We start from the raw sequence: 14,743 nt of genomic DNA, 5'->3' as shown, positions 1-14,743 counted from the left end.
CATGGCCGTCACGCTCACACCGAGCGCCGCGCCGGTGCCGCCGGCCCGGCCCGTACGCGATCGACACCACCGCGGCGTCAGCCGCTGGGTGGTGCTCGCCCTGCTCACCCTCGGCGCGCTCGTCATGCTGGTGCCGTTCGCGTTCATGCTGCTCAACGCGTTCAAGTCGCCCGGCGACTACTCCTCGGGCGGCCCGCTGAGCTGGCCGACGGAGTTCTACACAAAGGGTCTGCGCACGTACTGGACCACTGTGAACTTCCCGCTGAAGTTCTGGAACTCGGCCGTCATCGCCGGCTCGGTGGCAGTGCTCGGCGTCGCCGTGTCGCTGCTCAACGCGTACGCGCTGGGCATCGGCCGGGTCCGGGGCCGGCTGTGGATCGTCGGTCTCTTCCTGCTGGCCAACATGCTGCCGCAGGAGGCGCTGATCTACCCGCTGTACTACGTGGCGAAGCAGGTCGGCCTCTACAACACCCAGCTCTCCGTGATCATCATCTTCACCGTGATCCAGAGCGCGTTCGGCACGTACCTGCTCGCCTCGGTGATGGGCACGTTCCCGCGCTCGCTGCTGGAGGCAGCCGCGCTGGACGGCGCCGGCAAGTGGACGGTGCTGTGGCGGGTGGTCTTCCCCAACCTGCGGCCCACCCTCGCGGTGCTGCTCATCTTCTTCTTCATCTGGACGTGGAACGAGTTCCTCATCCCACTGGTCATGCTGATCGACAACCAGACGCAGACCATTCCGGTCGCGCTCGCGTCGTTGCAGGGCGACCGGCTGATGGACGCTCCGACCACAAACGCCGGCGCGCTGATCAGCCTCGTGCCGGCCATCCTCTTCTTCCTCATCTTCCAGCGCACTCTGGCGCGCGGCATCACGGCAGGAGCCGAGAAGTGAAGTTCACCGACGGGTACTGGCAGCTGCGCCCCGGCGTCAGCGTCCTGCGGCCCCGCACCGTGGAGTCGATCGAGCCGGACGAGCGCGGCTTCACCGTCTTCGCACCGACCGGTCAGATCACCGGCCGCGGCGACACCCTCAACCGCCCCCTGGTCACGGTCCGCTTCTTCTCCCCCGCCCCCGGCGTCATCGGGGTGACCATCGCCCACCACACCGGAGGGCTGCCCCGCGAGCCGCACTTCGGGCTGAGCACCGACGAGACGCACCCGGTCACCGTCGACGTCACCGGGCTCAGCGCGACGCTGACCACCGGCGAGCTGACCGCGCGGGTCGCGCTCATCGACGAGTGGCGGGTCGACTTCCTGCACGGCGACCGGCTGGTCACCGCGTCCACCGCACGCAGCATCGGCGTCGTCACCGACGCCGAGGGCCGCCGGCACGTACACGAACGGCTCGCCCTCGGCGTCGGTGAGACGGTGTACGGGTTGGGCGAGCGCTTCGGCCCGTTCGTGAAGAACGGGCAGACCGTCGACATCTGGAACGCCGACGGGGGCACCGCCAGCGAGCAGGCGTACAAGAACGTGCCGTTCTACCTGAGCAGCGCCGGCTACGGGGTCTTCGTGGACCACCCGGAGCACGTGTCGTTCGAGGTCGGCTCCGAGGTCGTCGCCCAGACCCAGTTCAGCGTCGAGGGCCAGTCGCTCACCTACTACGTCATCGACGGGCCCCAACCGAAGGACGTGCTGCGCCGGTACACCGCCCTCACCGGCCGTCCGGCCCGGGTCCCCGCCTGGTCGTACGGCCTCTGGTTGTCCACCTCGTTCACCACCTCGTACGACGAGAAGACGGTGACCGAGTTCGTCGACGGGATGGCCGAGCGCGGGCTGCCGCTGTCGGTGTTCCACTTCGACTGTTTCTGGATGCGTCAGTTCCACTGGGTCGACTTCGTCTGGGACCCGGCGACCTTCCCCGACCCGGACGGGATGCTGCGCCGGCTGCACGAACGCGACCTGAAGGTGTGCGTCTGGATCAACCCGTACATCGCGCAGCGCTCGTACCTCTTCGAGGAGGGCCGCGAGGCCGGTTACCTGGTGCGCAACCCGGACGGTTCGGTCTGGCAGTGGGACAAGTGGCAGGCCGGCATGGCGCTCGTCGACTTCACCAACCCGGACGCGGTCCGCTGGTTCACCGGCAAGCTCAAGGCCCTGCTGGACATGGGCGTCGACTGCTTCAAGACCGACTTCGGCGAGCGCATCCCGACCGACGTGGTGTGGCACGACGGCTCGGACCCGCAGCGGATGCACAACTACTACTCGTACCTCTACAACAAGGCGGTCTTCGAGCTGCTGGAGACCGAGCGCGGCGAGGGCGAGGCGGTGCTGTTCGCCCGCTCGGCCACCGCCGGCGGGCAGCAGTTCCCGGTGCACTGGGGCGGCGACTGCGAGTCGACGTTCGTCGCGATGGCCGAGTCGCTGCGCGGTGGGTTGTCCCTGGCGGCGTCCGGCTTCGGCTACTGGAGCCACGACATCGGCGGCTTCGAGGGCACTCCCGACCCGGCGGTGTTCAAGCGGTGGGTCGCCTTCGGGCTGCTCTCCTCGCACTCCCGACTGCACGGGTCCGGCTCGTACCGGGTGCCGTGGGCGTACGACGAGGAGGCCGTGGACGTGCTGCGGCACTTCACCCACCTCAAGCTCGGCCTGATGCCGTACCTGGCGGCCGCCGCCCAGGAGGCACACCGCGACGGGACGCCGGTGATGCGGCCGATGTTCCTGGAGTTCCCGGACGACCCGGCGACGGCGCACCTGGACCGGCAGTACATGCTCGGCCCGGACGTGCTGGTCGCCCCGGTGCTCAGCGCCGACGGCGACGTCACGTACTACGTCCCCGCGGGCACCTGGACGCACCTGGTCACCGGCGCGCAGGTCACCGGCCCGGCCTGGCTGACCGAGAAGCACGACGTCGACAGCCTGCCGGTGCTGGCCCGACCGGGCGCGGTCATCCCGTTCGGCTCGCGCACCGACCGACCGGACTACGAGTGGGCCGACGATGTGCGGCTGCGGGTGTACGCACCGACCGAGGGGCAGCGGACCCGGGTACGGGTACCGTCACCCGGCAACGGTCCGGGCGCCGAGTTCGACGTGCGCTACGAGGGTGGGACGGCCAGCGCCGAACTGGTGGCCGGCACCTCGACGGGCTACATCTGCGAGATCCAGGGGACGGAACGATGACGCAACACCACTTCCCGGAGAGCTTCGTCTGGGGCTCGGCGACCGCCGCGTACCAGATCGAGGGCGCGGCGACCGAGGACGGGCGCGGACCGTCCATCTGGGACACCTACAGCCACACACCGGGTCGGACCCTCAACGGCGACACCGGTGACGTGGCCGCCGACCACTACCACCGGTGGGCCGACGACCTCGGCCACATCGCCGACCTGGGGCTCGGCGCGTACCGGTTCTCCATCTCCTGGCCCCGGGTGCAGCCGGGCGGCTCCGGCCGGTTCAACCAGGCCGGCATCGACTTCTACTCGCGGCTGGTGGACGGGCTGCTGGAGCGGGGCGTCCGCCCGGTGGCCACCATGTACCACTGGGACCTGCCGCAGGAGTTGGAGGACGCTGGCGGGTGGGCGGCGCGGGAGACCGCGTTGCGCTTCCAGGAGTACGCGGCGGGCATCGTCGGCGCGCTGGGTGACCGGGTGCACACCTGGACGACGCTCAACGAGCCGTGGTGCTCCGCGTACCTGGGCTACGCCTCCGGCGTGCACGCGCCGGGTCGGACCGAGCCGGCGGCGGCGCTGGCCGCGGTGCACCACCTCAACCTCGCGCACGGCCTGGCCGGTCGGGTGGTCCGGGAGCTTGCCCCGTCCGCCGAGCTGTCGGTGACGCTGAACCTGCACGTCATCCGGGGCGCGTCCGACTCGGCCGCCGACCAGGACGCGGTCCGGCGGATCGACGCGTTGGCGAACCGGGCGTTCCTCGGCCCGATGCTGGACGGGGAGTACCCGGCCGACCTGCTGGCCGACACCGCCTCCGTCACCGACTGGTCGTTCGTCCGGGAGGGCGACGAGAAGCTGATAGCGGTGCCGCTGGACGTGCTAGGGGTCAACTACTACTCCAGCACCCTGGTCCGGGCCTGGGACGGGGTGTCGGCCCGCTCCGACGCCGACGGGCACGGTGCGTCGACGTCGACGCCGTGGGTCGCCGCGGAGAACGTCGACTTCCTGCCGCAGCCCGGCCCGTACACGGCGATGGGTTGGAACATCGACCCGCCGGCGCTGACCGAGCTGCTGCTGCGCCTCCAGCGTGAATACCCCAGCCAGCCCATGATGATCACCGAGAATGGCGCGGCGTTCGACGATGTGGTGTCGGCCGACGGCCGGATCCACGACGACCGGCGGATCGACTACCTGCGTCGGCACATCGGCGCGATGGCCGACGCCCGCGCGCAGGGCGCGGATGTGCGCGGCTACTTTGTCTGGTCGTTGCTGGACAACTTCGAGTGGGGCTACGGCTACGACCGTCGCTTCGGCATCATCCGGGTCGACTACGACACCCAGGTACGCACCTGGAAGGACAGCGCCCACTGGTACCAGCGCCTCGCCGCCACCGGGCAGCTGGACCAGGCCGCAAAGTAGGCGCACCGCCGGGCGGCCTCGGTAACGGGGCTGCCCGGCGCACATCCACCCTCCCGCGATCTTGCACTTACTGCCCCGACATTCAGGGCATGCCACACGTATCGGCGACAGAAACTGCAAGATCGCGCGGAGCGGCGCTAGACGCCGACGCGCTGTGGCGGGACCGTGAGCCCGTAGAGCTCCATCAGCTCCGGGGTGTCGATCCGGCTGCCGTCGGCAACCGAGTCGCAGGCGATGTCGACGATCTGGTCCTTGTGCGCCAACAGGTACGGCCGGGCGCCCACGTCGGCGCTGGCCAGGGTGGCGATACCGGGCCAGTGCCGGCGACCGAACAGCATCGGATAGCCGCGCAACCCGTCGTAGGTGGCGCAGACCAGCACGTCCGGGTACGGCAGCGCGGCCACCCGGCTGACCGCCGTGGCGGTCAGGCCCGGCATGTCGACCGGGACCACCACCACCGCCTCGATCCCCTCGTCGTCCATGGCGGCCAGGCCGGCCCGGATGGACGAGCCAACTCCGGTGCCCCACGCCTTGTTGATCACAACGGTGGCCTTGCCCAGGTCGGCGGTCTCCCGGACCTGCTCGGCGGCAGCGCCCAGGACGACCACGATCTGCTCGCAGCCCGCCTCGGTCATCGTGTCGATCATCTGATTCACCAGGGGCTTGTCGCCCTGGTGCAGCAGCGCCTCGGGACCACCGATCCGTCGTCCCCCGCCTGCGGCGATGATCATTCCTGCGATCCGGTTCAGCTGCGCCCCCTCCAGCACGGGACGGACCGTGACAGTTCCGTCCCCTCCTACGGACACTGCAACGAGGAGGGCCAGCCGGGGGTGGCGGGGCGAAAAGGAGAAATAGCACAACCGTTACACGACCGGCATCCGCCGACACGCCTACCGGATGATCATCGAGAAGAGTCAGCCATCAACCCGACTCCCCGGACATTGCGACCGCGGTGCCGCCCCAACGCTGGGGCACCCATCGCGCCACCCAGCCGAGGCCGCGTGCGGTGAGCGCGTACAGGACCACCGGAGCAACGATCAGCAGCACGGCGATTCCCGCGACCAGAGGCACGTAGCCGGCGGACACCCCGCTGGCAATCGCCCCGGCCACGGCGTACCCGGCGGCCAGGACGACCGCGACGAGCGCGGCCAGCACCACCACCCGGCCGGTCCCCCGATGCCGGCCGACGGCCTCCCCGACCGCCACAGCCGGCAGGAAGAGCAGGGGAATCAAGACCACGCCGAGCACCGCGGCGATCAAGACGAGCATCGGCCCGGCCAGCGGGCCACCCACACCCGAGCCGGTGGCCAACGCGTACGCGAGCAGACCGAGGTAGCCCAGGACCGCCTCGGCGACGAGGGCCAGGCAGGCGGCGACCATCCCGGCCAGATGACGGATGACTCCGACGACCATGGGGCACCCTCCCATTCCGACGGCGGCACGACCGCATGAGACTAACCGGGGCACCGCCCCGGGGTGTCTCCCGCTTGAGTTGGCCCGCAGGTCAGGCCGCGTCGGCGTAGCAGTCGACGATGGACAGGTCCAGTGGGAACCGGACCGGCGTCGCACCGAAGAGCAACGCGGATGCGCGCTCGCCCGACCGATTGACGGCCTCGGCGACTGCGTCCGCCTGATCGGCGGGCGCGTGCACGACCACCTCGTCGTGCTGGAAGAAGACCAGCTCGGCGTCCGTGCCGGACAGCTCCGTCCGCAGCGTGGCCAGCAACGTGGAGGCCCACTCCGCAGCAGTGGCCTGGATGACGAAGTTGCGGGTGAAGCGCCCCCGGGACCGGGCGGCACGCGCCCTCGGACTGTGCGGGTCACCCGCCCCCTCCGGGTCGGAGGGCTCGTCGTCGAGATCACCGAACCCGGCCGAGCCGGGCGGACAGGTCCGCCCCAACCACGACCGCACCAGCCCACCGTTCTCACCGGTCCGCGCCGCCGCCTCGACGTACCCGAACGCCGTCGGGTAGCTGCGCTTCAGCACCGCCAACGCGGGCACCGCGGCCCCGCCGGTCTGCCCGTACATCGCGCCGAGCAGGGCCACCTTGGCCTTGGCCCGGTCACCGCCGAACGAATCCCGGGCCAGGGCCGCGTAGAGGTCACCGGCACCGCCCGCCGCCGCCAACCGCGCGTCGCCGGAGACCGCGGCCAGCACCCGAGGCTCCAATTGGCCGGCGTCGGCGACCACCAACCGCCAGCCCGGATCGGCCACCACCGCCCGCCGGATCACCTTGGGGATCTGCAACGCGCCACCACCCCGGGTGGCCCATCGGCCGGAGACGACGCCGGCCGGCACGTACTCCGGTTGGAACCGGCCGCCCCGCGCCCACTGATCGAGCCAGGACCAGCCGTGCGCCGTCCAGATCCGGTAGAGCTCCTTGTATTCCAGCACCAGCGGCACCGCCGGATGGTCCACCCCGCGCAGCACCCAGGCCCGGGTGTTGGGCAGCTCCACCCCGACCCGGGCGAACGCCTTCAGCAGCTCCGCCGGAGAGTCGGTGTGCAGGCCGCGTACGCCGAGCGCGTCGGCGATCCGGGCGGCCAGCTCGGCGAGTCGGCGTGGCGGACCACCGACCGGGGACGCCTCGCCCAGCAGCTCGTGCAGGATCTCGTTGTGCACGTCGGCACGCCAGGGCAGCCCGGCGACGCCCATCTCCGCCGCGATCAGCGCGCCGGCCGACTCCGCGGCCACCAGCAACCGGAAGCGGCCGGGGTGCTCGGTCGCGGCGACGCGGGTGAGCTGGTCGGCGTACACCTGGGTCAGTGCCTCGATGCCCGGGCCCGGCGGACCGGGCACCGTGTCGAAGAGCGCGCCCTGCCCGTGCCCGGGCGGTGCGGCGGCGCGCGGCGGCGGGTCGGGCGGCACCGCCGCGCCGGTCAGCCGGGCCCAGGCGGCGGCCAGCGAGCGGGGCTCACCCCAGCGGCCCACGTGCCCGAGCAGCAACGCCTCGGTCAACTCCACGTCGTGACACCGATCGACCCGGACGCCGGCGCGCAGCAGCGTCGGGTAGACCGCCGTGGCGGTCGACCAGACCCAGCGCGGGTGCTCGGCGGCCTCGCGGGCGGCGACCGCGGCGACCAGATCGGTGACGACCTCGGGCGGCCCGGTCGGCCGGCCGGTGGCGTCCAGCGGGCACAGCACTCCCCCACCCCGTTCGTCGGACACCACCGCCACCAGCACGAACGTGATTCTGCCTCTCCCGTCCGACAGAAACGGAGGCGCACCTCACCATGATCGGGTCGGTGGGGTGTCGGGGCCGGTCGGTAGCGTGATCGGGTGCCTCCGCAGATCCCGCATCCCGATCCTGGCACCCCCGACGCCCGCGGTCCGATGCGCTACCTCTGGTGGCTGGTCCGCTGCCAACCCTGGCGGGTGCTGCGCGGCAGCCTGATCGGCACGGCCTGGATGATCGGGCTCTCGGTGCGGCCATACCTGATCGCCCGCGCCGTCGACGACGGGCTGCGCGGACGCGACACCCAGGCCCTGGCGCTCTGGGTCGCGGCGATCGTCGTCGCCGGCGTGGGCCTGTCCTACCTGGGCATCATGCGGCACCGCACGATGACCTTCCTCCGGGAGGACGCCAAGGCTCGCTCGGCGGAGGTTCTGCTGCGCCATCTGTCCCGCATCGGCGCGGTGCTGCCCCGCCGGGTCGGGGCGGGCGAGGTGTCCACCATCGGCGGCTCCGACATCGACTGGACGGCGCAGGTGCTGACGCTGACCGGGCCGGGCGTCGGCGCGGTTGTCGCGTACGGGGTGATCGCCGTGGTGCTCTGGTCGATCTCCCCGATGCTCGCGTTCTGCGTGCTGGTGGGGGTGCCGGTCGTCGGTCTGATCGTGGGGCCGCTGCTGCGCCGCCTGGAGCAGGTCGAGTCGGTCTACCGCCGGCAACAGGGCGCGCTCACCGCCCGCTCCGGTGACATCGTGGCCGGGCTGCGGGTGCTCGCCGGGGTGGGCGGCCGGGACCTGTTCGCCCGGCGGTACGCGGCCCGGTCCCAGGAGCTACGCGCCGAGGGCTACCGGGTCGCCGCTGTCAACAGCTGGATCGACGCGGCGACGGTCGCCATCCCCGGGTTGTTCCTGGCGGCGGTGGTGTGGCTGACGGCCCGGATGGCGGTGACCGGTGACGTCACGATCGGCGAGTTGGTGGCCGTCTACGGCTACGTGGCGACCCTGATCGTGCCGGTCTGGTTTCTGCTGGAGGGCAGTTACCAGCTCATCCGCGGTCGGGTCGCCGCCCGACGGATCACCGACCTGCTCAACGTGACACCGGACGACGTCGGTGGCCCGGGCCGCCGGTGGCCGGGCGCCGTACCCGAGGCACGCCGGCCGGACGAGCTGGCCGCGCCGGACGGCCCGGCCGACCTGCACGACCCGGTGACCGGCCTGACCGTGCGCGCCGGCCAGCTGACCGCGGTGGCGGCAGACGACCCGGCGGCGGCCGTGGCGTTGGCCGACCGGCTCGGCCGGTACGTCGCCAGCGACGTCACCTGGGGCGGCGTGCCGCTGCGCGAGGTCGCCCTGGACGAGGTCCGCGCGCGGATCCTCGTCGCCGACCACGACTCCTACCTCTTCGCCGGCACGCTGCGCGACATCCTGCGCGCCGGCGCCGACGACGACGAACGGATCGACGCCGCCCTGCGGACCGCCTCGGCGCAGGACGTCGTCGACGCCCTGCCCTCCGGGCTGGACACCCCGATCGACGCCCGAGCCCGCACGCTCTCCGGCGGTCAACGCCAACGGCTGCGCCTGGCCCGGGCGCTGAGCAGCGAACCGGAGGTGCTGATCCTCGTCGACCCGACGTCGGCGGTGGACGCGCACACCGAGGCACGGATCGCCGAGCGGCTGCGGGCCGCGCGGGCCGGGCGGACCACAGTGGTGATCGCCACGTCGCCGCTGCTGCTCGGCCGGGCCGACCTGGTCACGCTTCTGAGCGCCGGCCGGATCACCGCCACCGGCAGCCACGCCGACCTGCTCGACGACGACCCGGCCTACCGGCACCTGGTGGCCCGCGGCAGCGAGGAGGCGTACCGGTGAGCCGGCTGCCGGTCGCCGACCGCGGCACCGTACGCCGGGCCCTGCGGGACATGATCAGCCGGCACCGGCGCGCCGTCGGGGTCGTGCTGGCGCTGCACAGCGCCGCCGCGGTCGCCGGGCTCGCCCCGCCGTGGCTGCTGGGCACCATCGTCGACCGGGTCACCGCGGGAGCGGGCGTGGCCACGGTCGACCGACTGGCACTGGCCATCGCCGGCTGCGTCCTGGTCAGCGCCCTGCTCTCCCGGTACGCCCAGTACGCCGGCCACCGATTCGGCGAACGGGCCGTCGCCGAGCTGCGCGAGGAGTTCGTGTCCCGGACTCTCGGGCTGCCCGTCTCGGTCGTCGAGCGTGCCGGCTCCGGGGACCTGGCCACCCGCAGCTCGGTCGACGTGTCGACGGTCGGCACCACCGTCCGGGACGTGGTGCCCACCATCGTCATCGCCGGGGTGCAGTTGACGTTGCTGTTCGGGGCCGTCTTCCTGCTGCACCCGCTGCTCGGGTTGGCCGCGCTGGCCGGGCTCCCGTCGATAGTGGCGGTGACCCGCTGGTACCTGCGCCGGGCCAGCTCCGCGTACCTCACCGAGGGCGCGGCGGCGGCCGAGCTGACCGAGACGCTGACCACCACCGCCGAGGGCGCGCGCACCGTGGAGGCGCTGCGGCTGGCCGACGACCGGATCCGGCACGGCACCACCCGCGTCACAGCGGTCTGGCGGGCCCGTCGGGCGACCCTCGCGCTGCGTACCGTGTTCTTCTCGGTCGTCGAGGCCAGCTATCCGCTGCCGGTCGCCATGGTCCTGCTCGTCGGGGGTTACCTGCTCTCCCGGGACATGGTGTCGCTCGGCGCTGTGGTCGCCGCCGCGCTCTACCTGCAACAGGCGATCGACCCGTTGGACCGGCTGTTGCAGTGGACCGAGCAGGCGCAACGCGGCTTCGCGTCGTACGCGCGGCTGCTCGGCGTCGGCATGGTCCCGCCGGAAGCACCCGGCACTACCGCCTCGTCACGGGGCGAGCGGCTCGTCGTCAGTGGCGCCCGGTTCTCCTACTCCGACGGGCCGGACGTGCTGCACGGCATCGACCTGGAGGTGCAGCCCGGTGAGCGGCTGGCCGTCGTCGGCCCGTCCGGCGCCGGCAAGTCCACCCTGGCCCGGCTACTGGCCGGGATCGACGCGCCGCGCCACGGCGTCGTCAGCATCGGCGGCTGCCCGGTCACCGACCTCGACCCGGCCGAGCGACGCCGACGGATCGCCCTGGTCACCCAGGAGCACCACGTCTTCATCGGCTCGGTACGCGACAACCTCTCCTTCGCCGCGCCCGACGCCTCCGACGAACAGATGCGCGCCGCGCTGCTCACAGTGGGCGCCGATTGGTTTGCCGAGCTACCCGACGACCTGGACACCCAGCTCGGCGACGGGGCCCGTCAACTCGGTGCGGCCGAGGCCCAACAGGTCGCGCTGGCCCGGTTGGTGCTCGCCGACCCGCACACGCTGATCCTGGACGAGGCGACCGCCGCGCTCGATCCGTCCACCGCCCGCCGGACCGAACGCGCGCTGGCCGCCGTGCTGGTCGGGCGGACCGTCATCGCGATCGCGCACCGGCTCAACACCGCCCACGACGCCGACCGGGTCGCCGTGCTCGCCGACGGTCGGATCACCGAGATCGGCAGCCACGACGAGCTGGTCGCGGCCGGCGGGGCGTACGCAGCGCTGTGGCGCTCCTGGCACACCCGCGTCGACGAGCGGTGAGGCGTCCTACTTCACCGCGCCGGAGGTGAGACCGGCCTGGATCTGACGCTGGAACACCGCGTACACGAGGATCATCGGGAGGATGGCGATGGTCAGCGCGGCGAACAGCCCGGACCAGTCCGCCTCGTAGCCGGCGTTGACGGAGATGTCGGCGATGCCCTGGGTGAGCACCCATTTGTCCTTGGCGTTGGAGAGCAGCACCAACGGGAGTTGGTACTGCGCCCACTGACCGATGATGTTGAAGATCGCGACGCTGATCAGGCCCGGCTTCGCCATCGGCATCATCACCTGGAAGAACAGCCGGCTGTGCCCGCAGCCGTCGATCATCCCCGCCTCGGCCACCGACGACGGCAGCGTCTTGAAGAACGCGGCCAGGAAGAACACGGTGAACGGCAACGAGTACGCGGTGTAGACCAGCACCACGCCGGTGTGGGTGTCCAGCAGACCGAGGTTCTTCACCACGAAGAAGAGCGGCACCAGTGCCAGGAAGACGGGGAAGGCCAACCCCGAGACGAAGAGGAAGTAGACCGCCCGGTTGCCCCAGAACTTGTAGCGGGCCAGCACGTACGCGGCCATCGAGCCGAGCAGCATGGTGAGGAACGTGCTGCACGACACGACGATCACGCTGTTGAGGAAGTACCGCCCGACGTGCGCCTTGGTCCAGGCCCGCCCGAAGTTCTCCCAGCGCAGCTCGGCCGGCAGCGTCCAGGGGCTGCTGAAGATCTCGCTGGTGTTCTTGAACGCGGCGAGGAAGGTCCAGAGGATCGGCACGATCACGATCACCGCCCACACGGCGAGCGCGACGTGCCCCAGGCCGGCGAACAGCTTTACCTCCGAGCGGGGGCCCTCGTGCCCCGACCCGCCGGGGGCGGACGGGTCACCGGTCTTCGGCGGCAGCGCCGCCGGCGTCGGCGGCAGCGTCGACTGCGGATTCATCAGTACTCCACGCTTTCCCGCTTGGTGAACCGCAGCGTCAGCGCCGCGAACGTGAGGGTGAGGAAGAACAGCGCCACGCCCATCGCCGAGGCGTAGCCGTACTTCGAGTAGACGAACGCGTTGCGGTAGATCTCCATGGCGAGAACTGTGGTGGCGCCGTCCGGGCCGCCACCGTCCACCGAGAGCACCGCCACGATGGCGAACGCGTCGAACGCCGCGATCCCGAGGTACACCCAGGCCACCTGGAGGGTGTCCCACAGCAGCGGCAGCGTGACCCGGAAGAACAGGGTCACCTTCGTCGCCCCGTCCATCTCGGCGGCCTCGTAGATCTCACCGGGGATGGAGGCCATCCCCGCCGAGAAGAGCACCACGTAGAAGCCGACCGCCTGCCAGACCAGCACCGCGATAATCGACCAGAGGGCCAGGTTCGGCTTGACCAGGAAGAGGATCGGCTCGATGCCGAGCTTCATCAACACGCCGTTGATCAGGCCGGACTCGTTCGGCCGGTACACCATCTGGAACAACACGGCGATGATGGCCACCGCCAGGACCTGGGGGAAGAAGAACACCACCCGGTAGAACTTCGCCCCCCAGACCCCCTGGCGTTGACCACCGCTGCTCTTGCCGCCCACGTTGAGCAGAAAGGCGAAGAACAGGGCGATGGCAATGGTGATCAGCGGCAGGGCAAGCAGCAGTACGCCGTGGTGCTGGACCGCTTTCCAGAAGGCCCCGTCGTCGAGCAACCTCCGGTAGTTGTCGAAGCCCACCCACTGCGGGGCCGACAGCCCCCGCCAGTTGGTCATCGAGATCTGGAACGCCTGCGCGTACGGCCAGATCACGAATGTCACGTACAGCGCGACCGGGGCGAACAGGAACCCGATCACGAATGGATACTTGCCGTGCCGCATGACCCTAGCTCCGATCGATCAGCGCTTGAACTTGGTGACGGAGCTGTCCTTCTTGATGGCGTCGGCGCGCTTCTGGATCCGCTCCACGAAGGCGTCCGCGTTGATCCGGCCGAACATCAGCTCGTTGGTGGCGGTACGCGCCTCCGTGTCGAGCTCCTTGTACCAACCGTCGAAGTACAGGTTGAACACGTCCTGACCGGCCGCCTTGAGCGCAGCCTGCGAGCTGGCCACACCGGGCGGGAAGGCGAAGCCCTCCGAGCCGGCGGTGACCACGGTCGGGGCCTTGACCACCTCGGTGAAGCCCTTCGCGCCCGCCGTCGAGAGCATCTGACGCATGTACTCCAGCCCGCCCTTGGGGTTCTTGCTCTTCGCCGAGACAAAGTAGCCCTCACCGGCGGTGGCGCGCAGCGCGGTGGCCGGCAGCTTGTCCGAGGCGGACAGGCTCGGCACCGGCATGAGCTGGTAGTCGAAGCCGGCCGGCGTGTCCTTCTTCTGCTCGCCCTCCAGCCAGTCACCGCTGGGGTACATGGCCACCTTGTACTGGTTCTGCCGCAGCTGCACGTCGGTGTGCTTGAGCCCCTCGAAGCTCTTGTCGCTGAACTTCGCGCCGACCTCGGCCCACGCCGCGGCGGCCTGCTTGACGGCGTCCTGCTTCCAGGCACCGTCCTCCAGGTTGTCGATGTTCTTCAGCACGTCCGTGCCGCCGATCTTGGCGGCGTGGGTGAGGATCACGTTCCACTGGTAGTAGGCAGCGTTCGCCCCGGCGTAGCCGTACGGGGTGATGCCCTTGGCCTTGATGTTCGTGAGCAGGGCGATAAACTCGTCCCAGTTCTTCGCCGGCGCCCAGCCGTTGTCCTTGAACAGCTTGCCCGAGTACCAGATGCCGAAGACGGTGGAGACGTAGTACAGGACGAACGGCTTGCCGTTGAACGAACCGGCCTCGATGGTGCCCGGCACCACTGTGTCGCGGACCTTCTTGGACGGGTCGTCGACCGACGGCGCGTCCCACAGCTCGGTGAGGTCCTGGAGCTGACCGTCGGCCACGAGCGCGCCGAAGTCCATCAGCTTCTCGCCCGAGTTGTTCACGAACTCCGGCGGGTTACCGGAGGCGAACCGCGGCTGGAGCACTGTGGAGACGGCCTGGGTGGCCTGGTGCTTGACCTCGGCCTTGGGGAACGCCTTCTTGTACAGCGGCTCGTGCACGTCGGTGGCGTACTTCTCGCCGTAGCCACCGTTGAAGATGACCACCTCGATCCCGGCGTCCTCCTTGACGCCCAGCGGGTTCTTCTCGCTCTTGGTGCCGCCGGCAACCTGCTCGTTGTCACCGTCGCTGCCGCTGGTGGCGCAGGCGCCGAGCAGGCCGATGGCCGGAGTGGCGAGCATGCCCACGGCGGCGGCGCGACGCAGCACCGTGCGACGGTCGAGTGCGGCCGGGTGTTCGGGGGTAATCGACATCGTCGTCTCTCCTTGTGGAATTCGGGTCATGCGGTACGCCGGAGACGTCCGGCGGAACCCCCCGCCACGGGGAGGGTTTGGTGGTCCCCCCCCGGGGCCGTTGGGGGGTGGTGTTTATTGGGTTCCACAACCGCCTGGTGG

The 14,743-nt window shown here is 70.8% G+C and carries 11 protein-coding genes; 5 read left to right on the top strand and 6 right to left on the bottom strand.

The window, feature by feature from the left end; translation table 11 throughout:
* Position 1: 1 nt before the first annotated feature.
* Genes ABZ794_RS00125 through ABZ794_RS00115 form a run of 3 tightly spaced genes read left to right on the top strand, consistent with a single transcriptional unit; the run spans position 2 to position 4,523 of the window.
* Positions 2 to 889 (top strand): carbohydrate ABC transporter permease, encoded by an 888-nt coding sequence (locus tag ABZ794_RS00125; RefSeq protein ID WP_238688239.1) that lies wholly within the window; start codon positions 2 to 4, stop codon positions 887 to 889.
* A complete protein-coding gene (gene yicI, locus ABZ794_RS00120; RefSeq protein ID WP_357513415.1) occupies positions 886 to 3,117 on the top strand; it encodes an alpha-xylosidase in 2,232 nt (743 codons plus the stop codon). Before ABZ794_RS00125 ends, yicI begins: the two co-directional genes overlap by 4 nt.
* On the top strand, positions 3,114 to 4,523 hold the full coding sequence (locus ABZ794_RS00115) for a GH1 family beta-glucosidase (RefSeq protein WP_238688237.1): 1,410 nt from the start codon (positions 3,114 to 3,116) through the stop codon (positions 4,521 to 4,523). The genes yicI and ABZ794_RS00115 overlap by 4 nt, the downstream gene beginning before the upstream one ends.
* Before the next feature lie 137 nt (positions 4,524 to 4,660).
* On the opposite strand, the gene ABZ794_RS00110 is transcribed toward ABZ794_RS00115, so the two are convergent.
* The 3 genes from ABZ794_RS00110 to ABZ794_RS00100 form a co-directional block, all read right to left on the bottom strand.
* On the bottom strand, positions 4,661 to 5,254 hold the full coding sequence (locus ABZ794_RS00110) for a nucleotidyltransferase family protein (RefSeq protein WP_210782020.1): 594 nt from the start codon (positions 5,252 to 5,254) through the stop codon (positions 4,661 to 4,663).
* A 190-nt stretch (positions 5,255 to 5,444) separates the two neighbouring features.
* Positions 5,445 to 5,936 (bottom strand): hypothetical protein, encoded by a 492-nt coding sequence (locus ABZ794_RS00105; protein WP_210781974.1) that lies wholly within the window; start codon positions 5,934 to 5,936, stop codon positions 5,445 to 5,447.
* Positions 5,937 to 6,027: 91 nt separating this feature from the next.
* On the bottom strand, positions 6,028 to 7,737 hold the full coding sequence (locus tag ABZ794_RS00100; protein WP_210782022.1) for a bifunctional 3'-5' exonuclease/DNA polymerase: 1,710 nt from the start codon (positions 7,735 to 7,737) through the stop codon (positions 6,028 to 6,030).
* Positions 7,738 to 7,857: 120 nt separating this feature from the next.
* On the opposite strand from ABZ794_RS00100, the gene ABZ794_RS00095 reads away from it, so the two are divergent.
* Both ABZ794_RS00095 and ABZ794_RS00090 read left to right on the top strand, forming a co-directional pair.
* Complete coding sequence (locus tag ABZ794_RS00095; RefSeq protein WP_357514182.1) at positions 7,858 to 9,561, top strand: ABC transporter ATP-binding protein; 1,704 nt, start codon at positions 7,858 to 7,860, stop codon at positions 9,559 to 9,561.
* Positions 9,562 to 9,611: 50 nt separating this feature from the next.
* Positions 9,612 to 11,303: an ABC transporter ATP-binding protein gene (locus tag ABZ794_RS00090; RefSeq protein WP_247669065.1), complete on the top strand. Its 1,692-nt coding sequence runs from the start codon at positions 9,612 to 9,614 to the stop codon at positions 11,301 to 11,303.
* Positions 11,304 to 11,309: 6 nt separating this feature from the next.
* Here ABZ794_RS00090 and ABZ794_RS00085 read toward each other — a convergent pair whose 3' ends face one another.
* From ABZ794_RS00085 to ngcE, 3 genes are read right to left on the bottom strand one after another with little or no spacing between them, the layout of a single operon-like run.
* Positions 11,310 to 12,239, bottom strand: coding sequence for a carbohydrate ABC transporter permease (locus ABZ794_RS00085; protein ID WP_210781978.1), 930 nt, complete (start codon positions 12,237 to 12,239; stop codon positions 11,310 to 11,312).
* A complete protein-coding gene (locus tag ABZ794_RS00080) occupies positions 12,239 to 13,147 on the bottom strand; it encodes a sugar ABC transporter permease (RefSeq protein ID WP_357513412.1) in 909 nt (302 codons plus the stop codon). The genes ABZ794_RS00085 and ABZ794_RS00080 overlap by 1 nt, the downstream gene beginning before the upstream one ends.
* 18 nt (positions 13,148 to 13,165) lie before the next feature.
* Positions 13,166 to 14,602, bottom strand: a complete 1,437-nt coding sequence (gene ngcE, locus ABZ794_RS00075) for an N-acetylglucosamine/diacetylchitobiose ABC transporter substrate-binding protein (protein WP_210781980.1) — start codon at positions 14,600 to 14,602, stop codon at positions 13,166 to 13,168.
* Positions 14,603 to 14,743 lie beyond the last annotated feature (141 nt).

The organism is Micromonospora sp. NPDC047187 (assembly GCF_040643355.1).
In the GTDB taxonomy this organism is placed as follows: domain Bacteria; phylum Actinomycetota; class Actinomycetes; order Mycobacteriales; family Micromonosporaceae; genus Micromonospora; species Micromonospora salmantinae.
The sequence above is the reverse complement of the archived record's forward strand: the minus strand, read 5'-3'. Positions and strand labels throughout refer to the sequence as shown.

What these genes read in the sequence shown, in the direction of transcription:
- ABZ794_RS00125 (WP_238688239.1), top strand. Translation starts at nt 2, where the DNA reads ATGGCCGTCACGCTCACACCGAGCGCCGCGCCGGTGCCGCCGGCCCGG.
- ABZ794_RS00080 (WP_357513412.1), bottom strand. Translation starts at nt 13,147, where the DNA reads ATGCGGCACGGCAAGTATCCATTCGTGATCGGGTTCCTGTTCGCCCCG.
- ABZ794_RS00095 (WP_357514182.1), top strand. Translation starts at nt 7,858, where the DNA reads ATGCGCTACCTCTGGTGGCTGGTCCGCTGCCAACCCTGGCGGGTGCTG.
- ABZ794_RS00105 (WP_210781974.1), bottom strand. Translation starts at nt 5,936, where the DNA reads ATGGTCGTCGGAGTCATCCGTCATCTGGCCGGGATGGTCGCCGCCTGC.
- ABZ794_RS00085 (WP_210781978.1), bottom strand. Translation starts at nt 12,239, where the DNA reads ATGAATCCGCAGTCGACGCTGCCGCCGACGCCGGCGGCGCTGCCGCCG.
- ABZ794_RS00090 (WP_247669065.1), top strand. Translation starts at nt 9,612, where the DNA reads ATGATCAGCCGGCACCGGCGCGCCGTCGGGGTCGTGCTGGCGCTGCAC.
- ABZ794_RS00110 (WP_210782020.1), bottom strand. Translation starts at nt 5,254, where the DNA reads ATGATCATCGCCGCAGGCGGGGGACGACGGATCGGTGGTCCCGAGGCG.
- ngcE (WP_210781980.1), bottom strand. Translation starts at nt 14,602, where the DNA reads ATGTCGATTACCCCCGAACACCCGGCCGCACTCGACCGTCGCACGGTG.
- ABZ794_RS00115 (WP_238688237.1), top strand. Translation starts at nt 3,114, where the DNA reads ATGACGCAACACCACTTCCCGGAGAGCTTCGTCTGGGGCTCGGCGACC.